Below are 21,129 nucleotides of genomic sequence, written 5' to 3' on the forward strand. Positions count from 1 at the left end.
CCGGGAAGGCGGGCCCCCGGACCCGGGAAGGCGGGCCCCCGGACCCGGGAAGGCGCGGCCTCAGCCGTGCTGTGCCGCCACGCCGGAGGCGAAGGACGTGTCGCAGACCGGGCGGGCGTAGGACTGGGCGCGCGAGGGGCCGTAGATGCGGACCGCGGCGCGGCCCAGTGCGCGGGCGATGGCCACGCAGTGCTTCGCCAGCGACGGGCGGCCGTTGACCGCCTGCTGGAGGTCGGTGAGCGCGACGCCGGGGTTCTTCTCCTGGAGTTCCCACAGGAGCCTGTCGCGCAGCACGTCCTGCGGGGCGCGGGAGGAGGCGCGCGTGGAGGCATCCGCCGCCATGGCCTCCGAGGCGGCGAGCACCGAGCTCGACGGGCTCCCCGACCAGTTGACGCGGGTGACCGCAAGGGTCCCGGACAGCACCAGGACGACGGGCAGAACGAGGGCGAGGGTGCGGCCGACCCGGCGGGCGGGGCCGCGGCCGCGCCGTGTCCGTGGAGTAGTGGATTGCTTCACGCGAGTGAGGGTAGCGCGGGGTAGTGATTTGGCGACATTTAGTCACCGGTTCGAGGGACGGAAACCCCCGAATTTCGAGGTAGGGGGTTGACGCACGCCGATCGAAATGCCTCCTTCGCCGGGGTATTTGTCGACAGCGAGAAGGGCCCCGCAGCAGGCTGCGGGGCCCTTCTCGTCAACCTGGGTGAATTCACCCGCCGAGGCGACCGATCGGCAACCGTCTCAGTCGGAGAGGCGCTCGCCCGTCGAGGTCGAGAACACGTGGGTCTCGCCCGGGCGCGGCACGACGTGCAGCTGGGCGCCCTTCTCCGGCACCTGGCGGCCGTTGACGCGGACGACCAGGTCCTTGGTCTCGCCGCCGACCTCGGCGGTGCCGTAGACGTAGCCGTCGGCGCCGAGCTCCTCGACGACGTTCACGGAGACGGCGAGGCCGGCGGGGGCGTCCTCGGTGTCCTTCGACAGCGACGCGGCGGCGCCGCCGTTGAGCTCGACCACGTCGAAGTGCTCGGGGCGGACACCGACGGTGACCGTGCGGTCGCCCTTGTCGGCGGCGGCCTTGAGGGCGTCACGGTTGACCGGCACGACGCTGTTGCCGAACTTCACACCGCCGTCGGTGATCGGGACCTCGACGAGGTTCATCGCCGGGGAGCCGATGAAGCCGGCCACGAAGAGGTTGGCGGGCTTGTCGTACATGTTGCGCGGGGTGTCGATCTGCTGGAGCAGACCGTCCTTGAGGACCGCCACGCGGTCGCCCATCGTCATGGCCTCGACCTGGTCGTGGGTGACGTAGACGGTGGTGATGCCGAGACGGCGCTGCAGCGACGCGATCTGCGTACGGGTGGAGACGCGGAGCTTGGCGTCGAGGTTGGACAGCGGCTCGTCCATGAGGAACACCTGCGGCTCACGCACGATGGCGCGGCCCATGGCGACACGCTGGCGCTGACCACCGGAGAGCGCCTTCGGCTTGCGGTCCAGGTAGTCGGTGAGGTCGAGGATCTTCGCGGCTTCCTCGACCTTCTGCCGGATCTCCGCCTTGTTCACACCGGCGATCTTGAGCGCGAAGCCCATGTTGTCGGCGACCGTCATGTGCGGGTAGAGCGCGTAGTTCTGGAACACCATGGCGATGTCCCGGTCCTTGGGCGGCAGGTGCGTGACATCGCGGTCACCGATGCGGATGGCGCCGGCGTTCACGTCCTCGAGCCCCGCCAGCATGCGGAGCGAGGTGGACTTGCCGCAGCCGGACGGGCCGACCAGAACGAGGAACTCCCCGTCCTCGATGTGGATGTCGAGCGCGTCTACGGCGGGCTTCTCGGTGCCCGGGTAGATCCGGGTCGCCTTGTCGAACGAGACAGTGGCCATGGCGAATGGGCCCCCTTCACCGGCAGGAACGTGCCGGACGATCCGTTGTAAAGGTGGTGTGCCACTACGGAGTGTTCCGTTGTGGTGTAGTCCACAAGAGTGAACTGGGTCAGGACGGTACCTGGCGTTTGCCTGCTCTGTCAGTACCTGGGGGACTGTGAACTTCGCGGAAATTTTCGACAGGGCCGGGCCGCGGACTGGGTACACTGCACGGGCGCGCATGCGCACGCCTCCTTAGCTCAGCTGGTCAGAGCGCCGCTCTTGTAAAGCGAAGGTCGTCGGTTCGAATCCGACAGGGGGCTCTTGGTTAAGCCGCTCCGACCTGGGATTTCTCCCGGGGAAGACGCTCTGTTCGGCCTCGGACTCCTGGTCCGGGGCCGTTTTGCGTAACCCATGGCTGTTGCGTACGGCCGCTACCTCTGCAATGACGGGGTACCCGGTGACCACGACTTTCGCGCCTGCGCGACGCACGGCCGCTGTGGACGTGGCCGGTCTGGCCACAACCCTGCGCGCCGAGGTCGACGGCGAAGTCCGCTTCGACGCCGGGAGCCGGGGTGCCTACGCCACGGACGGCTCCAACTACCGGCAGGTGCCGCTCGGCGTCGTCGTGCCCCGCACTGTCGAAGCCGGGGCGCATGCCGTGGAGGTGTGCGCCCTCTTCGGGGCCCCTGTTCTCTCACGGGGCGGGGGCACCCCTCGAGGTCTCCGGGCACTGCGCCCCGCACGCTCACGCCCGTGCCGCCGCCGCGGTGCCCGGTCTGCGGCACCTGGAGTGGTTCCACGACCACGTCCGCGTCGAACGACTCCTCTTCGACGGCGTCCTCGACCCCCGCGGCGGCAGCATCACCCCCGGCGGTGACGGAGCGCCCGGCCTCGGGCTGGTCCTCGACACCGAGCGTGCAGGACCCTTCCGGGTGGGCTGACTGGGGGGAAGCAGTGTTTTCCCGCCGTGCCGGGCTCCGGGCTCCGACAGCGAGGCCACCCGCACCGGCCGGCGCGGGTGGCCTCGCCTGTGTGTGAGGGTTCAGCCCCGGCGGAGCACCGTCGTCAGGACATCCCGCAGCGTCGCCTCCGGGTCCGCCACGGCTCCCTCCGCGCGCCATGCCACGAACCCGTCGGGCCGTACCAGTACCGCACCGTCGGCCGTCGTGCCATGGACCTGCGCCCAGTCGGCCGCCTCGGCACCGTGATCTGCGTCGTACGTCAGCTCGGCGTCGGGACCCGTGCCGATCCGGTACGCCTCCAGCCGTCCGGAGTCGCGGTCGGCGATGCGACGGGCGGCGTCGTGCCACCCCGCCGTGCTCCGTGCGTCGCTGAGCAGCACCATCGAGCGCTCGTACAGGTCGAGGGTCGACAGCCGGTCCGGTCGTTCGCCGGGGCGGCGCAGCCACATATGAGGGCCTCGGCTGCCCGGCTGCCCGGTCAGCCGCACCGACTCGGGCACCACCGGTTCGGCCGGGTCGGTGCCCACGACCGCTCCGTCGGGGTAGCGGTAGCCCAGGACGATGTTGAGGATGCCGCTCTGCCGGCCGCCTCCCCCCATACCGGGGGCCGGGGAGAAGCCGGGGTGGCTGTGTTCCACGGAGCGCGCCGAGGCCCGGGCGCTGGTCGCCAGTGCCACCGGCCGGCGCTCCGTGTCGTAGGTCTCCAGCAGTGCGGGCCCGGCCCAGCCGCCCAGCACGGCGGCGAGCTTCCAAGCCAGGTTGTGGGCGTCCTGGATACCGGTGTTGGAGCCGAACGCCCCGGTCGGGGACATCTCGTGGGCGGAGTCCCCGGCGAGGAACACCCGGCCCTTGGCGTACCGCTCGGCGACGCGTTCCGCCGCGTGCCACGACGCCTTGCCGGTGATCTCCACGTCGAGGTCCGGGACACCGGTGGCCCGGCGGATGTGCCGCTCGCACCGTTCGGCGGTGAAGTGCTCCAGGGTCTCGCCCCGTTCCGGGTGCCAGGGGGCGTGGAAGACCCAGTTCTCCTTGTTGTCGACGGGCAGGAGGGCGCCGTCGGCCTCGGGATCGGTGAGGTAGCAGCAGATGAAGCGCCGGTCGCCGACCACGTCGGCGAGCAGCTTGGACCGGAAGGTGACGCTCACGTTGTGGAAGAGGTCGCCGGGCCCGGTCTGTCCGATGCCGAGCCGCCGGCGGGCGGGGCTGCGCGGGCCGTCCGCCGCGACGAGGTAGTCCGCGCGCACGGTGTACCGCGCCTCGGTGGCCCGGTCCCGTACGACCGCGGTCACTCCTTCGGGGTCCTGCTCGAAGGACTCCAGCTCATGGGAGTACCTGAGGTCGCCGCCGAGCTCCCGGGCACCGTCCAGCAGTACGGGTTCGAGGTCGTTCTGGCTGCACAGGCACCAGGCGGTGGGGCTGAACTTCGCCAGCCCGCCCCCGGGATCGATGTGTTTGAACAGCCACTCGCCGGCGTCGCCGACGAGCGTCGGGGTCTGCAGGATGCCGTGGTTGTCCGCCAGCAGTGAGGCGGCCGTCTTGATGCCCGGCTCGATGCCGGCCACCCGGAACAGTTCCATCGTCCGCACGTTGTTGCCGCGTCCGCGCGGGTGGATGGAGGTTCCCGCGTGTCGCTCGACGAGGGTGTGCCGTACGCCGTGACGGCCCAGGAACAGGGACATGGACAGGCCCACCAGGGAGCCGCCGACGATGAGGACCGGAACCCGGTGGTCGGCTTCTTCGTGCATCGATGTCTCCAGAGGCAGAGGTGCGGGTGTGGGGCGCGTTGGAAGTTCCATGCCCTCTGGGAGCGGGTCCGCGTGGCCAATCACCCGCGTGGTTCATACGAGTCGCGCACTCCTTGGGACCGGCACACGATCGAGGAACGCTGACGTCGCGTCACCCGCTGCCGACGTTGACCTCCCCCGCTAAGGAGATGTGCGCCAGATGACCACAACGTCTGAACATGTTTCAGAACCGCAGACGCGACAGATGTCGAAAAGGGTCTCCCAGTCCGTGTTCGACGGCTCGCGGCTCCGTGTCGTCCTGCTGGTGGACGTCTACGACGGAGCCCAGCAGCAGTTCCTGGAAGCGTACGAGCAGCTGTGCAACCAGGTCGCGTCCGTGCCCGGACACGTCAGCGACCAGCTCTGCCAGTCGATCGAGAACCCTTCCCAGTGGCTCATCACCAGCGAGTGGGAGAGCGCTCCTCCCTTCCTCGCCTGGGTGAACAGCGAGGAGCACGTGCGGATGGTGCAGCCGCTGCACAGCTGTGTCCGGGACACCAGGTCGCTGCGCTTCCACATCCTGCGCGAGACCGGCGGCGAGCCGTCGGGTTCCACCGTGTCGGCGAACCGCCGGCTCCAGGTTTCTCCCCGTATCGGCAACGGAGTGATCCGTCACGCCCTCACCTTCACGGTCAAGCCGGGCAGCGAGCAGGCCGTGGCGGAGATCCTCGCGAACTACGCCTCGCCCGAGGCGCGGGTCGACGCCAACACCCGGCTGTGCCGCACCTCGCTGTTCATGCACGGCAACCGGGTCGTACGGGCCATCGAGGTGCAGGGCGACCTGCTCGCGGCGCTGCGGCACGTGGCCCGCCAGCCCGAGGTGCGGGCCGTCGAGGAGGCCATCAACCCCTATCTGGAGCGGCAGCGGGACCTCAACGACCCCGAGTCGGCCCGGGTCTTCTTCACGCTGGCGGCGCTCCCCGCCGTCCACCATGTGACGGCGGATCAGGAGTGCCCGGAGGCGGTCCGGCACGCGCTGTACTACCCGGCCCGCCAGGGCTGCGGGATGCGGCTGGCGCGGCTGCTCGCCGAGCAGGACGAGGCGGTGGCGGACGACCCGCGCAGCCCGGTCTGCGGCAGCACGATCTTCGAGCGCGACGACGTCGTGGTGCGTCTGATCGACGTACGCGGCGGTCTCGACGCCGACCCCGTCCTGGCCCTCGGTCTGCCCGACCCGGAGCAGGCGGCCGAGCTGACCACCCTCCTCGACGGCGCCGCCGTCGGTGCGGACGGCTCCGCACTGAAGAGCGACGACCTCGCGCACTTCCTCACGCTCGCCCGCATGGAACTCATCACCGACCGCCGGTCGTCGCCCGACGCCTGAGCGGCACCCGCCGCCGCGGCGGCCGCCCGTGCCGACGCGGCACACCATCGGAGGAAACGACGTGATCAAACCCCGTCCCAGAATCGTGGATCTCAGCGAGATCGACCCCAACCGCAGGCGCGGAGGCGATCTGCGCGCCATGCTCACCCCGGCCACGGTCGGCTCCACCAGCGGTTTCATGGGCGTGGCCATCGTGCAGCCCGGCGACCGCATCGGCGAGCACTACCACCCGTACTCCGAGGAGTTCGTGTACGTCGTCTGCGGGCAGCTGGAGGTCGATCTCGACGGCGACTCCTATCCGCTGCGGCCCGAGCAGGGGCTCATGATCCCCGCCTATATGCGGCACCGTTTCCGCAACGTCGGTGACGTGGAGGCCCGTATCGTCTTCCATCTCGGCCCGCTGGCCCCGCGCCCGCAGCTCGGCCATGTGGACACGGAGGAGACCGACGCCGTCGCGGTCGCCGCGGAAGGAGCCGAGGCGGGCGGTGCCCGGCCGGCCGACCGAGGTCAGGTCCTTTCATGACCCGGCGCGTGGCGGTCACCGGCATAGGCGTCGTGGCACCGGGCGGCATCGGCGTACCGGCGTTCTGGGATCTGCTCGCCAACGGCCGTACCGCGACGCGGGGCATCACCTTCTTCGACCCGACCGGCCTGCGCTCGCAGATCGCCGCCGAGTGCGACTTCGACCCGGCGGCCTGCGGACTGGATCCGGAGCAGATCGAACGTGCCGACCGGTACATCCAGTTCGCCCTCGTCGCCGGCGAGGAAGCCGTACGGGACGCCGGCCTCGACCTCGCCCGGGAGAACCCCTGGCGGGTGGGGGTCTCCCTGGGCACCGCGGTCGGCGGCACCACCCGGCTGGAGCACGACTACGTCCTGGTCAGCCACCGTGGGCAGCGCTGGGACGTGGACCACCGCGAGGCGGGTTCCCATCTGCACCGCGCCTTCTCGCCCAGCACGCTGGCCTCGATGGTGGCGGAGCGCTTCGGGGCCCGCGGGCCGGTGCAGACAGTCTCCACGGGCTGCACCTCGGGGCTCGACGCGGTCGGATACGCCTTCCACACCGTCGAGGAGGGCCGGGCCGACATCTGTGTGGCCGGGGCCTCGGACTCGCCGATCTCACCGATCACCATGGCCTGCTTCGATGCGATCAAGGCCACGTCCCCGAACAACGACGACCCCGCGCACGCCTCCCGTCCCTTCGACGCCGACCGCAACGGCTTCGTCATGGGTGAGGGCGGGGCGGTGCTCGTCCTGGAGGAGCTGGAGCACGCCCGGGCCCGCGGTGCCCATGTGTACTGCGAGCTCAGCGGCTATGCCACCTTCGGCAACGCCTACCACATGACCGGCCTGACCAGCGAGGGCCTGGAGATGGCCCGGGCGATCGAGGAGGCGCTCGACCACGCCCGCCTCGACGGCTCGGCGATCGACTACGTCAATGCGCATGGCTCCGGTACCCGGCAGAACGACCGGCACGAGACGGCCGCGGTGAAACGGGCCCTCGGCCACCACGCCTACGACACGCCCATGAGCTCCATCAAGTCCATGGTGGGCCACTCCCTCGGGGCGATCGGGGCGATCGAGGTCGTGGCCTGTGTGCTGGCCCTGGCTCATCAGGTCGTACCGCCGACCGCGAACTACGAGACGCCCGACCCCGAATGCGACCTGGACTACGTGCCACGGGTCGCCCGCGACCGGAGACTGAACAGCGTGCTCTCCGTGGGCAGTGGGTTCGGCGGCTTCCAGTCCGCGGTGATCCTGACCCGCCCGAGGGAGAGGACACCATGACCGCACCGCACGTCCGGCGCGCCGCCGTCACCGGAATCGGCGTCGTCGCGCCCAACGGAACGAGCACCGACACCTTCTGGAAGTCCACCCGGGAAGGCATAAGCGTCCTGGACCGGGTCACCCGCGAGGGGTGCGAGCACCTGCCGCTGCGGGTGGCCGGTGAGGTCCGTGCCTTCGAGCCGTCGGCCGCGGTCGAGGAGCGCTACCTCGTGCAGACCGACCGGTTCACGCACTTCGCGATGGCCGCGGCCGACAGCGCGCTGGAGGACGCCCGCATCGGCGAGGCCGACGCCGGCCGCTCGCCGTTCTCCCTGGGGGTGGTCACCGCGGCCGGATCCGGCGGCGGCGAGTTCGGGCAGCGGGAGCTGCAGCAGCTGTGGGGGAAGGGCAGCCGCTTCGTCGGCCCGTACCAGTCCATCGCCTGGTTCTACGCGGCCAGCACCGGGCAGATCTCGATCCGCCGCGGGTTCAAGGGGCCCTGCTCGGTGGTCGCCGCCGACGAGGCCGGCGGCCTGGACGCCCTCGCGCACGCCGCGCGGGCCGTGGGACGCGGCACCGACGTCATAGTGGCGGGCTCGACCGAGGCGCCGCTGGCCCCCTACTCGATGGTCTGCCAGCTCGGCTACGAAGAGCTCAGCACCGCCGGCGACCCGGCGCGGGCCTACCGCCCGTTCACCGACGGCGCCTGCGGGTTCGTACCGGCCGAGGGCGGCGCCATGCTCGTCGTGGAGGAGGCCGGCGCGGCCCGGGAGCGGGGCGCGCGGGTGCGTGCCACCCTCGCGGGACACGCGGCGACCTTCACCGGCGCCTCCTGCTGGGAACTGTCCCGGGAGGGACTCGCCCATGCGATCCGTGGCGCCCTCGAGGAGGCGTGCTGCGCCCCGGAGGAGGTCGATGTCGTCTTCGCCGACGCCCTCGGCGTACCGGAGGCGGACCGCGCCGAGGCGCTGGCGATCGCCGACGCCCTGGGCGCGCACGGCAGGCGCGTGCCCGTCACGGCGCCCAAGACAGGCATAGGTCGCGGCTACTGCGCGGCGCCCGTGCTGGACACGGTGGCGGCGGTGCTCGCGATGGAGCACGGCCTGATCCCGCCCACCCCCAACGTCTTCGACATCTGCCATGACCTCGACCTGGTGACCGTCCGCGCCCGTGCCGCAGAAGTGCGCACGGCGCTGGTCCTGAGCCGGGGACTCATGGGGTCGAACACGGCGCTCGTGCTGCGGAACGGCGCTGCCGAGTGAGCCGGTCGAGCTCTCGGCACCGGCTGTGGCGCCCCCTAGGCGAACGACCGAAAACCCCCCGCCTCGTGGCGAGGCCGCCCCGGAACAAAGGAGAGAAACCGCATGAGTGACCGAATCACCGTGGAAGAACTGGCCGAACTGATGAAGAAGGCCGCCGGGGTCACCGTCGCCCCCAGGGACCTTGAGCAGCGCTGCGACTCCGGCTTCGACGCCCTCGGCATCGACTCGCTCGGTCTGCTCGGCATCGTGGGCGAACTGGAGAACCGGCACGGCATGCCGATGCCTGTCGACGCGGAGCGCTGCAAGACCCCCCGGCAGTTCCTCGATCTCGTCAACACCACCCTTATGGCAGGAGCCTGACATGGCCGGACACACCGAGAACGCCATCACCATCGCCGCGCCGGTGGACCTCGTATGGGACATGACCAACGATCTGGAGAACTGGCCGAGGCTGTTCAGTGAGTACGCGTCCGTCGACGTCCTGTCCCGCGAGGGGAACCGGACGACCTTCCGGCTGACCATGCACCCCGACCAGAACGGCACCGTGTGGAGCTGGGTCTCGGAACGGGAGACGGACCGCGACAACCTCAGCGTCAAGGCCCACCGCGTGGAGCCCGGACCCTTCGCGTACATGAACATCCACTGGCAGTACGAGGAGGTGTCCGAGGGCACCCGGATGGTGTGGACGCAGGACTTCGAGATGAGGCCGGACGCGCCGGTCGACGACGCGTGGATGACCGACAACATCAACCGCAACTCCAAGGTCCAGATGGCCCTCATCCGGGACCGCATCGAGAAGGCAGCCACCGAACACCGGCCCGCGCCGGCCCTGTCGGACTGAGCGGGACGGAGGACAGGCCGATGCACCAAGCCCTGATCGTCGCCCGTATGGCCCCGGGCTCGGCCCCTGACATCGCCAAGGTGTTCGAGGAATCCGACCGGGGAGAACTGCCGCACCTCGTCGGGGTCACCCGGCGCAGCCTTTTCCAGTTCGGTGATGTGTACCTGCATCTCATCGAGGCCGAGCGGGAGCCCGGCCCCGCCATCGCCAAGGTGGCCGAGCACCCCGCCTTCAGGGACATCAGCGAGCGGCTCGCGGCGTACGTCAGCGCGTACGACCCCGCGACCTGGCGCTCCCCGAAGGACGCGATGGCGCACCGCTTCTACCGCTGGGAGCGTGACGTCAGAGCCTGAGCCGTCCGCACGGCCACCGGTCGCCGGGCCCGCGTCGCACGCGGACCCGGCGACCGGTGGTCCGGGGGGATTCGTCAGGCCGGGCCGGTAGCAGCGGTTCATGCCGGGACGGTGCAGTCGAACGCGTGCAGGTAGGGGTTGACCGGGCGGATCTCGTCGATGACCAGGCCCGCGCCGGCCAGCCGGTTGACCATGCTGGCGGTGGTGTGTTTCGCCCCGCCGACGTTGAGGAGCAGCAGCAGGTCCATGGCGGTGCTGAACCGCATCGAGGGGGTGTCGTCGACGAGGTTCTCGATGACCACGACCCTGGCTCCGGGCCCGCCCGCGTCGATGACGTTGTGCAGCGTTCGGGCGGTGCTGTCGTCGTCCCACTCCAGGATGTTCTTGATGATGTACACATCGGCCCGGACCGGGATGGCCACGCGGCAGTCGCCGGGCACGATGGTCATCCGGTCCGCGAGCGCACCCGAATCGCGCAGCCGTGGGTCGGCGTTGTCCACCACACCGGGCAGATCGAGCAGGGTGCCCCGCATCGACGGGTACTTCTCCAGCAGGCTCGCCACCACATGGCCCTGACCGCCCCCGATGTCCGCGACCGACGAACGGCCCGACAGATCGAGGAACTTCGCCACGTCCCGCGCCGACTGCTCGCTGGAGGTCGTCATGGCGCGGTTGAAGACGTCGGCCGACTCCGGGGCGTCCTCGTGCAGGTAGGTGAAGAACTCCTTGCCGTACAGGTCCTGGATGACGTTCCGGCCGGTGCGCACGGCCTCGTCGAGCCGCGGCCAGGCGTCCCAGGTCCAGGGCTCGGTGCACCACAGGGAGATATGGCGCAGGCTGTCCGGATCGTCGTCGCGCAGCAGGCGGGACATCTCGGTGTGCGCGAAGGTCCCGTCCTCCTGCTCGGTGAAGACGTCGTAGCAGGACAGAGCCCGCAGCAGCCGCCGCAGCGGCTGGGGCTCGGTCTTCACCGCGGACGCGAGGTCCTCCACGCTCATGGGCCGGTCCCCGAGCGCGTCGGCGACGCCCAGCCGGGCGGCCGCGCGGAGGGCGGCGGCACACGCCGCCCCGAATACGAGCTCCCTCAGCCGCATGGACGGCGGTGGAGCGGGGCTTACGGTCGTCATGCGCCGCCTTTCCTCTCTGGGTCAGTCGGGGATGCGGCCGGTCAGCACAGCCCCGCGGGCTTGGAGGCCCGGCAGGAGTTGGCCAGGAAGGTGTTGCCCTTTCCGGGGTCCGCGTTGACGAGGTCCGCCGGGGTGTTGTGCAGCAGCGTGTTGCCGCTGATCTGGTTCCGTTCGTTCGGGACGCCGACCATGCTCTTGAAGAGCACGACCCCGCCCGACAGCGGGGAGGTGCCCGCGTTGTCCGTGATCGTGTTCCGGGTCACCAGCGTGCTCTCGGCGCCGGTCAGGACGATTCCGGAGCCCTGGAGGAAGGGCAGCCGGGCGGTCTTCGGGCAGAACTTGTTGTTCTTGTGAATGGTGTTGTCGCTCACGGTGAGTGCCCCGCCCCGCGGGGAGTTCTCGTCACCGACGACGAACACGGCCGCACAGTTTCCGGTGATGTCGTTGCCGGTGACCGTGAGGTCCCTGAGGCGCCGGACGGTGACGCCGACCCGGTTGCCCTGCAGACGGTTCCGGGCGATCACCGCCCCCCGGGTGTCGATGGCCCCGCCCTCGGTGCTGACCATGTTGGCGAGGAAGAGGCCGGCGTCGCCGTTGTCCCGGGCGGTGTTGTCCAGGAACACGCCACGGGTGGACCGTTCCTGCGCGATGCCCCACTGCTTGTTCTTCTCGGCGGTCACCTGACGGACGGTCAGCCGGTCGGTCCACGACGACCACAGACCGTTCTTGGCGAAGCCGGACAGGGTCAGGGCAGTGACGGTGGTGTCGTCGACCGGATGGCCGGCCTTGCCCTCCACGCAGATCCCGTTGCCGGCCTTTGCACAGGCGTTCGAGGCCGGCCCGGCGGCCGGTTCGATCACGGTGTTCGGGCCCATGCCGCGCAGGGTCAGCCCGGACGTGGTCACCCGGATGCTCTCACGGTAGGTGCCGGCGGAGAGGAGAACGGTGTCTCCCGGCTTCGCGGCGTCCACGGCCTTCTGGATCGAGCCCCCCGGACGCACCAGGCGGGTCATCGGGCCCGCAGCGGTCGCGGGGGCGCACCCGAGCGCCGATCCCGCGAGCGCTGTGCTGCATGCGAGGCAGGCGATATGGCTTTTTTTCATATTCTGTACGCTATGACTGGATGGCCCGTTGAAAGCCGGATCGGCCATCCGGCGGCGTGTCTGAGGAGCGCGGGTCAACCGCGGGCCCGGTTGATTTTCTCCTGTGAAGCGGTCGGCTCGCCGGGCACCGCGATCACCCTGCCGACCATACTTGCGTGTGTGAACCAGGTCATGCGCATCAGGCGTGGGCTCGGGGCCGCGGCGGACTATGTCCGCAGCGCCCCGGGTACGTACGTCTGGCTGCTGGTCCTGTTCGTCACCACCATCGCCCTGCACCATATGTCGCCCCACTTCGAGGAGCGCTTCCTGCGGCAGCGGTCCACCAACATCCACGAGCTGTCGTCCAACCCCGTGCGTGTGTTCATCACCAGCGCGATGTGGATGGAAAGCGGGCGCTGGCTGCCGTACGCCGTGCTCTACACGGTCTTCCACGCGCAGGCGGAGCGCTGGCTGGGCACCGTGCGCTGGCTGGCCGCGTGCGTCGCCGCACACGTGGTGGCCACGCTGGCCGGCGAGGGGGCGCTGCTCCAGGCGATCCGCGACGGGGCCGCCCCGCACTCCGCGGTCAACACCCTGGACATCGGGGTCAGTTACGCGATGGCCGGGGTGATCGGCGTGCTCACGTACCGGATCGCGGCGCCCTGGTGTTACGCGTATCTGGCGGTCGTCCTGCTGCTGTACACCCTCCCGCTCTTCGCCTCCCCCACCTTCACTGATTTGGGGCATTTCATCGCCGTGCTGATCGGTCTGGCCTGCTATCCGCTGACCCTGGGCTGCGGAAAACCATGGAATCCGAAGGAGACACTGGCCGCCCTCAGGGGTTAACGTCCGGCGCATGAGCAGCGCAGTGAGCAGCGCCGTCAACGGCGGCGTCTCCTTCTGGTACGCGGACGACGGCCTCCCCGCCCGGCGGGAGCCCCTCGACGGGGACGCGTCCGCCGACGTCGTGATCGTCGGCGGCGGCTACACCGGTCTGTGGACCGCGTACTACTTGAAGAAGGCGGCGCCCTTCCTGCGGATCACCGTGCTGGAGCAGAAGTTCTGCGGCTACGGCGCCTCCGGGCGCAACGGCGGCTGGCTCTACAACGGCATTGCGGGCCGCGACCGCTACGCGAAGCTGCACGGCCACGAGGCCGCCGTACGCCTGCAGAAGGCGATGAACGAGACGGTCGCCGAGGTGGTCCGGGTCACCGAGGAGGAGGGCATCGACGCGGACGTGCACGTCGGCGGCGTCCTGGAGGTGGCGTACACGCCCGCGCAGCTGGCCCGGCTCAAGGCCTTCCACGAGCATGAGCTGTCGTACGGCGAGAAGGACCGCGAGCTGTACGGGGCCCGGGAGACCGCCGAGCGGATCCGGGTCGCGGACGCGGTCGGCTCGACCTGGACCCCGCACGGGGCGCGGCTGCACCCGGTGAAGCTGGTCAAGGGCCTCGCGGCGGCGGTCGAGGCGCTCGGCGTGACGATCCACGAGAACACGCCGGTCACGGAGATCCGCCCGAAGCACGCGGTGACGCCGTACGGCACGGTCCGCGCGCCGTACATCCTGCGCTGCACGGAAGGGTTCACGGCCTCGCTGAAGGGCCAGAAGCGCACCTGGCTGCCCATGAACTCCTCGATGATCGCGACCGAGCCCCTGACCGACGAGCAGTGGGCGGCGATCGGCTGGGAGGGGCGCGAGACGCTGGGCGACATGGCGCACGCGTACATGTACGCGCAGCGCACCGCCGACGGCCGGATCGCGCTCGGCGGCCGAGGGGTCCCCTACCGCTTCGGCTCGCGCACGGACAACGACGGCCGCACCCAGGAGGCGACGATCGACGCGCTCCGCGAGATTCTCGTCCGTTTCTTCCCGTCCCTCGCCGGGGTGCGGATCGAGCACGCCTGGTCGGGTGTGCTCGGGGTGCCCCGCGACTGGTGCGCGACGGTCACCCTGGACCGCGCGACCGGCCTGGGCTGGGCGGGTGGCTACGTCGGCTCGGGCGTCGCCACCACGAATCTCGCCGCGCGCACGCTGCGCGACCTCGTCCGGCTGGACTCCGGGCAGGCGGGGAAGACCGACCTCACCGAGCTGCCCTGGGTCGGCCACAAGGTTCGCAAGTGGGAGCCGGAGCCCTTCCGCTGGCTCGGCGTCCAGAGCATGTACGCCACCTATCGCTCGGCGGACAAGCGGGAACGCCTTCACCCCAGTGCCCAGTCGTCCCGCTTGGCGCAGATTGCCGACCGAGTTGCCGGACGTCACTGACGAAACTTTGCTGTGTGATTACCGTCTGAGGTATCTCCCGTAACTGTTCTCCCCTCAAAGCTTGGTGCCAGCTTCGTGTCATGTGCGCCACAGCTCTTAGGGGAGGGCAGGTCATGGCAGCCAACGGCTGGCAGAGAAGACGGATATGGGCGGTGCTCGCCACCACCGCCGCGCTGGGCCTGACGGTTACGCAGGCCCAGGCGGCGTCCGGCGGCAGCAGCAAGCCTTTCGGAGTACGCGAACTCCGTGAACAGGCCCTTCTGCATCAGCAGAAGGGCCTGTCGGCTTTCGCGGAGACGGGGAAGGACGGGGGCGACAACGAAGGGGAGGAGATCGCCGAGCAGGCGGACCAGTACGCCGAGGCACGGACCTCGCCGGGCATCGTGGCGCCCGGCGCGTACGGTGCGGCGTACGACGCACTGAGCACTCTGCCGCACACGACGGGCAGCTGGAGCGAGCTGACCAAGCTGCCCTACGACTCCGACGACCCCCGCTACCGGGACGTCAACTCCAACTCCAGCGGCGGCGCCGGGAAGGTGACGGGCCGGGTGACCGGACTCGCCGCCGACAACCACGGCTATGTGTACGCCGGTTCGGCCAACGGCGGCGTCTTCCGGTCGAGCACCGGCGGCGGCCACTGGACGAACATCTCCGACCGGCTGCCCGCCCTGTCCACGGGCGACCTCCAGCTCGACGGCAGGGGCCGCCTCTGGTACGCCACCGGCGAGGCCAACACCAGCGCGACCTCCTTCCTCGGCACGGGCGTCTACGTCCTCGACAACCCCCGGTACGGCAGCTTCAGCAAGCGCGACCGGGTCGGCGGCGACGAGCTGGAGTCGACCTCGATCAACGCGCTGCGGTTCGGCGGCGACAAGGTGTGGGCGGCGACCACGCGGGGCGTGTGGAGCCACAGCACCAGGACGCTGACGGGCGCCTGGAAGCTGGAGTTCGCGCCCAACCCCGACTATCTGCCGGGCGGTTCGAAGGCGAGTGACCCGTCGGCCGCGTACAAGAACATCACCAGCGACATCGCGATCGACCCCAAGGACCCGAGCAAGGTCGTGCTCGCGGCGGGCTGGCGCGGCGGCGACACCTACAACGGCTTCTACGCCGAGGGCAAGAACGGCTGGGAGCGCCTCAACGGCCTCGGTGAGCTGCCGACCAAGAGCGACGACGTCGGCAACGTCACCTTCGCCCGCAGTGCGGACGGCTCTCGCTACTACGCGATCGACCAGTCGCCGGCGCAGACGGCGTCGAACCCGGACAGCGGCCTCGACGGCATCTTCGTCTCCAAGTCCGGCTCGCCGACCGGACCGTGGACGAAGATCGCCGACTACAAGCAGCTGCGCGACTCCGGCTCCGCGCTCACCGGTTCGGGATACCAGCCGGGCATCCAGTCCTGGTACGACCAGTTCCTCACGGTCGACCCGAAGAATCCGGACCATGTGTACGCGGGTCTCGAGGAGGTCTTCGAGACCAAGGACGGCGGCAAGAACTGGACGGTCCCCGGCCCGTACTGGAACTTCGGCTTCCCTTGCTGGTCCATCGACCCCACCAAGCAGACCGGCGATTGCAACCAGACCGTCCACGCCGACCAGCACTCGGTGGCGATCGGAAGCAATGGCGGGCAGCCGTACGTCGTCGTCGGTGACGACGGCGGTGCCTTCCGCCGCCCGCTGAACGGCAGTGCCGACGCCTCCGGCCACGCCACCGACTGGACGTCCCTGAACGACGGCACGATGGACGCGCTCCAGTACTACTCGGTCGGTGTGGGCATCGACCAGGCGTCCCGCGGGCTCTCGGTCAGCGGCGGTCTGCAGGACAACGGGCAGTCGATCCTGCGTCCCGGCGACCGTGTGATGGGCTCCAACTTCGGCGGTGACGGCGGCGACACGATCGTCGACCCGGCGAACGGCTGCAACATCGCCGCCGAGTATGTGTACCTGGCCGTGTCGGTCACGCAGAACTGTGCGGTGAACGACGGCAGCTGGACCACCGACCCGTCGAAGGCGACCACCTACTCCGTGGCTCCGCCCGACAACGCGACCAACGAGGCGCGGTTCATCGCTCCGCTGAACGCCGACATCAAGGACGCGAACACCTGGGTCGCGGGCGGCCGGCACGTGTGGATCAACACCAAGGGGTGGGCGATCCGCAGCGGCAGCGAGTGGTCCGGGGCGTACGACCTCGGCGCGGGCCACACCGCGACCGCGGTCGCCTCCTCCGGGGGCAAGGTGTACGCGGCCTGGTGCGGCCCCTGCAACAACCAGGGCTTCACCCGGGGCATCGCGGTCGGCAACGCGGACGGCACCGGCTGGCACCAGCTGAACCTGCCGGCCGACGGTACGGTCCCCAACCGGTACCTCTCCGGCCTGGCGATCGACCCGGCCGACTCCAACCATGTGCTCCTCGCCGTCAACGGCTTCTCGCGGAAGTGGACGGAGGGCCCGGGCGCGGGCGTCGGGCATCTGTTTGAGACCCGGGACGGCGGAGCGACCTGGAAGGACGTCTCCGGGAACCTGCCGGACGTGCCCGCCAACTCGGTGGTCCTGCTGAAGAACGGGACCGTGGCGCTCGGCACGGACCTCGGGGTCCTGGTCCGCCCGGCGGGGTCGTCGACCTGGAAGGTGGCGGGGGAGAACCTGCCGACCACGGCGGTCCTCCAGCTGCGCACCGGCCCCGACGGCCGGCTGTACGCGGCGACGCACGGGCGCGGGATCTGGGCGATCGACGTACGCAGCCTGTGCTGAGCGTGGCATGACGGCGGGGTGGGGCGGGGTCTTGCCGGGCCCCGCCCCATCTGTGTTTCACTGCGCGCATGATCCGCACCGCGACCCCCGCCGACGTCCCCGTCATACACGCCCTGATCCGTGAGCTGGCCGAGTACGAGAAGGCGCCCGACGAGGCCCGGGCGACGCAGGAGCAGCTGAGCGAGGCGCTGTTCGGTGACCGCCCGGCGGCGTTCGCGCACGTCGCGGAGGGGGACGGGGGCGAGGTCGTCGGCTTCGCGCTGTGGTTCCTGAACTTCTCCACCTGGCGCGGTGTGCACGGTATCTACCTGGAGGACCTCTACGTCCGCCCGGGGGCCCGCGGCGGAGGCCACGGCAAGGCGCTCCTGACCGAACTGGCCCGCATCTGCGTCGCACGCGGCTACGAGCGCCTGGAGTGGTCGGTGCTGAACTGGAACCGCCCGGCGATCGACTTCTACGAAGCGCTGGGCGCCCGCCCGCAGGACGAGTGGACGGTGTACCGGCTGACGGACGGGGCGCTGGCGGAGCTGGGCGGGGGAGCCTAGGGACTCTGGGGCCGGGTTGCGGACGGCCGCCCGCCGTACGCCGTCCGTCCCGGCTCGACTGCTGGTAGTTCTTTCAGACCTCGGCCCGACCCGCAGACGCTGCACGGGCTGTGCCCTAGCGTCGGCCTCTGCCTCGGCCTGATCACTCAGGCGATGGTTACCGAGGGAGGGCCCATTCATGATCCGCATCGACAACGCACGCGTCTTCGACGGTGAACGCGTGCTGCACGGCGTCTCGGTGATCATCGAGGACAGCGTGGTGGCCGCGGTTGCACCCACGGCGGATCCGGCCGCCGACGCCGATGGGTTTGCGGAGGTGATCGACGGCACCGGCCACACCCTGCTCCCCGGGCTGATCGACGGGCACACGCATGTCACCGGCACTCTGGACAACCTCCGGCTGGCCCTGGCGTTCGGGGTCACCACCGAGCTCGACATGTTCAGCTTCCCGGCCGAGCTGACCGCCTGGCTCTGTGACGTGGCGGCGCGGACCGACGACCTCGCCGACCTGCGCAGCTCCGGAACCGTGGTCTGTCCGGCCGGCGGCCACCCGGCGGCGTCGATGCCCTACCTCCCGTCGCTGGCCGCACCGCAGGACGCCGCCGAGTACGTCGCGGCGCGCGAGAAGGAAGGCGCGCACTACATCAAGTTGATGTTCGACGACGGAAAGCACCACGGCGCCGAACTGCCGACGCTCGACCGGGCCACCGCGACGGCGGTGACCGGGGCCGCCCGGTCGGCCGGCCTGCTGACCGTCGCGCATGTGGCGGACAACGAGACGGTGCGCGATGCGCTGGCGGCGGGGGTGGACGCGCTCACGCACCTCCCGCTGGAGGCGCCGATACCCGATGAGCTGGTGGCCCGGGCCGCGGCGGACGGCCGGTTCTTCATCCCCACCCTGGCGATGATGGAGATGGCCTGCGGCGCACCCGAGGGGCGCCAACTGGCCGCCGATGACCGCATCGCCGCGTACCTGCCCGCCGACGCCGTCGCCGCGATCAGGGAAGGAGCGGTGGGGCTGGCCGTGACCGTCCCGTCCCCCGGTCTGGACTTCGCCCATGCGCTCGCCGGCGCGCGTCGGCTGCACGAGGCCGGAGTGCCGCTGGTGGCGGGCACGGACGCCAACAACGCCCCAGGGCGGGCCTGTCCGGTGGTCCACGGTGCGGCGCTGCACCGTGAACTCGAACTGCTGGTGGCGGCGGGACTCACCCCCGTGGAGGCCCTCAAGGCCGCGACCTCGACGCCCGCGCGGTACTTCGGGCTCGACGACCGCGGCCGGATCGCCCCGGGGCTCCGGGCCGATCTGCTGCTCGTCGAGGGTGACCCCACCGTGGACATCACCGCCACCCGCGCCATCCGGCGGATCTGGCGCCGCGGTGTGCCCTTCGACCGCGAGGAGTTCCGGACGACCCGGCTGCGGACGCCGGAAGGGAGCGGCGCCGGCACCGCCGCGGGCGGGGCGCTGACGGCCGTGGGGTCCACCGCGCTGACGGTTGCCGCGGCGCGCGCTCTGGAGAGCACCCGTCCCGACCGGCTGTTCGACGACCAGATCGCCATCCAGGTGGCCGCGGCCGCGGGTGCGGAACTGGCGGCGTGGTCGAGCTCCCGGGGGGAGCTGCTGCGGCTGGCCATGGGCGACTACTTCGCCCTCCGCACCCGGTACTTCGACACCTGTCTGCTGGAGGCGGTCGAGTCGGGCTGCCGTCAGGTGGTCGTGCTCGCGGCGGGGCTGGACGCCAGGGCCTTCCGTCTGGACTGGCCCGCGCCTGTGCGGCTGTTCGAACTCGACCGGCCCGATGTCTTCTCCTTCAAGGACAAGATCATCACGGGTCGGGTGCCGACGCCCGGCTGCGAACGGGTTGCGGTCCTCGGCGACCTGCTCGACGACTGGCCGGGCGCACTGCGAGCGCACGGCTTCGATCCGGGCCTGCCGACCGCCTGGCTGCTGGAGGGCATCATGGTCTACCTGACCGAGCAGGAGGGCGACGACATGCTCGCCCGCATCGGCGAGCTCAGCGCGCCGTCGAGCCGCCTCGCCGTCGAGTACGGCAGCCTGGCGATGTTCCGGTCGGAACAGGGGGAGGCCGTCCTGGCCCACACCGCCGAGGACGACACCATGCACATGCTCGCCTCGCTCTGGCGCAACGAGAGCACGGCGGATCCCATCGTCCGGCTGGCCGGGCACGGCTGGTCCGCCGTCAGTCACGAGGTGGCCGACGTCGCCAAGGAGTGCGGCCGGCCTGTGCCGCCCGCGTTCGACCCCGGTATCCCGGGCACGGGGCGTATCGGTCTGATCAGCGGCGTCCGTACACGGTAGAGCGGCGCGGCGCCGCCCGCCCCGGTTCGCCCGCCGGACCGGGGCGGCACCACGAACATCGGCGCTGTCGGTCCATCCGCACCGCCAGTCCATCCGCGTTGTCAGTCGGCCTCCGCCACCCGCAGCCCCATCTCCGCCGCCAGCAGCGGTGCCAGGTCCAGGAGTTGGGAGTGGCTGATCACCGTGCCGGACAGACGGTCCACGCCGCGGGTGATGTCCAGCTCCGCCGCGCGGCGCAGATCCACGTCCACCAGGGTCGCCGCCGTGAGGTCCGCGGCCTTCAGGACACAGTCCACGAACTCGACCCGCTCCAGCCGGGCGCCCCCGAAGTCCGGCTCGACCAGGACACAGCCCTCGAAGACGACGTCCTTGAGCCGCGCCTTGCGCAGGTTCAGGTAGTCGATCTTGCCGCCGCGCACCAGCACCCTCTCCAGCACCGCGCCGTGCAGCTGCACCCCGCCGAGCCGGGCGTCCACCAGCTCCACGTCGCGCAGGCTCGCCTCGGCGAGGTCCGTGCCCACGCCGCGTATGCCCGTGAGGACGGAGTCCAGCACGCGGGCGTGATGCAGGTGGGTCTCGTCCAGCGCGCAGCCCGTCAGCGCACAGTCCATGAACCGGGCGCCTCCGCCGTCCTGGCCGACGAAGTCCACGTCACGGAACTCCAGCCCGTCGTAGTCCCCGTCCGGCACCAACTCGCCGTCCGTAAAAGCCACCAGCTCCGGGAGCCGTACCTCCGGCCGCCGTGCCGCCTTCACCACCTGAGTCCTGCGCACCATGCCCCCATGCTGCACCCCACCACTGACAATCTCCCCGACCCGCGCGTTCTGGGCGCACCCTTGACCTCAAGCATGCTTGAGGTCGAAGAGTGGGCCTTCCGACGGCAGACACGAGGAGC

At 70.6% G+C, this 21,129-nt stretch carries 18 protein-coding genes, 1 tRNA gene and 2 pseudogenes; 15 read left to right on the forward strand and 6 right to left on the reverse strand.

Translation table 11 applies throughout. The features are described 5' to 3' along the window. Positions 1–60: 60 nt before the first annotated feature. Entirely contained in the window at positions 61–516 is a 456-nt protein-coding gene (locus ABT186_RS25125) for a hypothetical protein (protein ID WP_351926935.1), read from the reverse strand. A gap of 222 nt (positions 517–738) precedes the next feature. Beyond that, the gene (locus tag ABT186_RS25130; protein ID WP_351223527.1) at positions 739–1,875 is read right to left on the reverse strand and encodes an ABC transporter ATP-binding protein; all 1,137 of its coding nucleotides are present in this window, start codon (positions 1,873–1,875) and stop codon (positions 739–741) included. A 228-nt stretch (positions 1,876–2,103) separates the two neighbouring features. On the opposite strand from ABT186_RS25130, the gene ABT186_RS25135 reads away from it, so the two are divergent. The 3 genes and pseudogenes from ABT186_RS25135 to ABT186_RS25145 form a co-directional block, all read left to right on the forward strand. Then, positions 2,104–2,177, forward strand: a tRNA-Thr gene (locus ABT186_RS25135). Between the two features lie 122 nt (positions 2,178–2,299). Next, positions 2,300–2,569 (forward strand): annotated as a pseudogene (locus tag ABT186_RS25140) (hypothetical protein); the annotation flags it as partial. A 1-nt stretch (position 2,570) separates the two neighbouring features. Continuing rightward, positions 2,571–2,798: pseudogene (locus ABT186_RS25145) on the forward strand (enolase C-terminal domain-like protein); the annotation flags it as partial. 101 nt (positions 2,799–2,899) lie between these two features. Here the strand turns inward: ABT186_RS25145 and ABT186_RS25150 are convergent. Continuing rightward, on the reverse strand, positions 2,900–4,564 hold the full coding sequence (locus ABT186_RS25150) for an FAD-dependent oxidoreductase (protein WP_351926937.1): 1,665 nt from the start codon (positions 4,562–4,564) through the stop codon (positions 2,900–2,902). Positions 4,565–4,763: 199 nt separating this feature from the next. Here ABT186_RS25150 and ABT186_RS25155 point away from each other — a divergent pair, with 199 nt between their 5' ends. The 7 genes from ABT186_RS25155 to ABT186_RS25185 all read left to right on the forward strand — a co-directional run bounded on the left by ABT186_RS25155 (position 4,764) and on the right by ABT186_RS25185 (position 10,150). After that, entirely contained in the window at positions 4,764–5,927 is a 1,164-nt protein-coding gene (locus ABT186_RS25155) for a SchA/CurD-like domain-containing protein (RefSeq protein ID WP_351223523.1), read from the forward strand. A 61-nt stretch (positions 5,928–5,988) separates the two neighbouring features. Continuing rightward, positions 5,989–6,450 carry a cupin domain-containing protein gene (locus ABT186_RS25160; protein ID WP_351223521.1) on the forward strand — a complete coding sequence of 154 codons (462 nt, stop codon included), beginning with the start codon at positions 5,989–5,991 and terminating at the stop codon, positions 6,448–6,450. Then, the gene (locus tag ABT186_RS25165) at positions 6,447–7,715 is read left to right on the forward strand and encodes a beta-ketoacyl-[acyl-carrier-protein] synthase family protein (RefSeq protein WP_351223519.1); all 1,269 of its coding nucleotides are present in this window, start codon (positions 6,447–6,449) and stop codon (positions 7,713–7,715) included. Before ABT186_RS25160 ends, ABT186_RS25165 begins: the two co-directional genes overlap by 4 nt. Next, positions 7,712–8,956, forward strand: coding sequence for a ketosynthase chain-length factor (locus ABT186_RS25170; RefSeq protein ID WP_351223517.1), 1,245 nt, complete (start codon positions 7,712–7,714; stop codon positions 8,954–8,956). The genes ABT186_RS25165 and ABT186_RS25170 overlap by 4 nt, the downstream gene beginning before the upstream one ends. A gap of 102 nt (positions 8,957–9,058) precedes the next feature. Continuing rightward, positions 9,059–9,316: an acyl carrier protein gene (locus ABT186_RS25175; protein WP_351223515.1), complete on the forward strand. Its 258-nt coding sequence runs from the start codon at positions 9,059–9,061 to the stop codon at positions 9,314–9,316. A gap of 1 nt (position 9,317) precedes the next feature. Next, positions 9,318–9,797 (forward strand): SRPBCC family protein, encoded by a 480-nt coding sequence (locus ABT186_RS25180; protein ID WP_351223513.1) that lies wholly within the window; start codon positions 9,318–9,320, stop codon positions 9,795–9,797. A gap of 20 nt (positions 9,798–9,817) precedes the next feature. Beyond that, positions 9,818–10,150, forward strand: a complete 333-nt coding sequence (locus ABT186_RS25185) for a TcmI family type II polyketide cyclase (protein WP_351223511.1) — start codon at positions 9,818–9,820, stop codon at positions 10,148–10,150. 98 nt (positions 10,151–10,248) lie between these two features. Here the strand turns inward: ABT186_RS25185 and ABT186_RS25190 are convergent, their stop codons facing one another. Together ABT186_RS25190 and ABT186_RS25195 are read right to left on the reverse strand one after the other, a co-directional pair. After that, the gene (locus ABT186_RS25190) at positions 10,249–11,277 is read right to left on the reverse strand and encodes a methyltransferase (protein ID WP_351226425.1); all 1,029 of its coding nucleotides are present in this window, start codon (positions 11,275–11,277) and stop codon (positions 10,249–10,251) included. Between the two features lie 41 nt (positions 11,278–11,318). Further along, positions 11,319–12,380: a right-handed parallel beta-helix repeat-containing protein gene (locus ABT186_RS25195; RefSeq protein WP_351926939.1), complete on the reverse strand. Its 1,062-nt coding sequence runs from the start codon at positions 12,378–12,380 to the stop codon at positions 11,319–11,321. A gap of 171 nt (positions 12,381–12,551) precedes the next feature. On the opposite strand from ABT186_RS25195, the gene ABT186_RS25200 reads away from it, so the two are divergent. From ABT186_RS25200 to ABT186_RS25220, 5 genes are all read left to right on the forward strand, one after another. Beyond that, positions 12,552–13,205: a rhomboid-like protein gene (locus ABT186_RS25200; protein WP_351926977.1), complete on the forward strand. Its 654-nt coding sequence runs from the start codon at positions 12,552–12,554 to the stop codon at positions 13,203–13,205. A gap of 10 nt (positions 13,206–13,215) precedes the next feature. Continuing rightward, positions 13,216–14,622, forward strand: coding sequence for an NAD(P)/FAD-dependent oxidoreductase (locus ABT186_RS25205; RefSeq protein ID WP_351226429.1), 1,407 nt, complete (start codon positions 13,216–13,218; stop codon positions 14,620–14,622). A gap of 113 nt (positions 14,623–14,735) precedes the next feature. Then, entirely contained in the window at positions 14,736–17,372 is a 2,637-nt protein-coding gene (locus ABT186_RS25210) for a beta propeller repeat protein (protein WP_351926941.1), read from the forward strand. A gap of 68 nt (positions 17,373–17,440) precedes the next feature. Beyond that, positions 17,441–17,917 carry a GNAT family N-acetyltransferase gene (locus ABT186_RS25215; protein ID WP_351226431.1) on the forward strand — a complete coding sequence of 159 codons (477 nt, stop codon included), beginning with the start codon at positions 17,441–17,443 and terminating at the stop codon, positions 17,915–17,917. 178 nt (positions 17,918–18,095) lie between these two features. After that, on the forward strand, positions 18,096–20,234 hold the full coding sequence (locus ABT186_RS25220) for an SAM-dependent methyltransferase (RefSeq protein ID WP_351926943.1): 2,139 nt from the start codon (positions 18,096–18,098) through the stop codon (positions 20,232–20,234). A 101-nt stretch (positions 20,235–20,335) separates the two neighbouring features. On the opposite strand, the gene ABT186_RS25225 is transcribed toward ABT186_RS25220, so the two are convergent. Continuing rightward, entirely contained in the window at positions 20,336–21,010 is a 675-nt protein-coding gene (locus ABT186_RS25225; RefSeq protein ID WP_351226434.1) for a pentapeptide repeat-containing protein, read from the reverse strand. Between the last annotated feature and the right edge of the window lie 119 nt (positions 21,011–21,129).

Origin of the sequence: Streptomyces sp. NPDC001634 (genome assembly GCF_040298185.1) — a bacterium.
GTDB lineage: Bacteria > Actinomycetota > Actinomycetes > Streptomycetales > Streptomycetaceae > Streptomyces.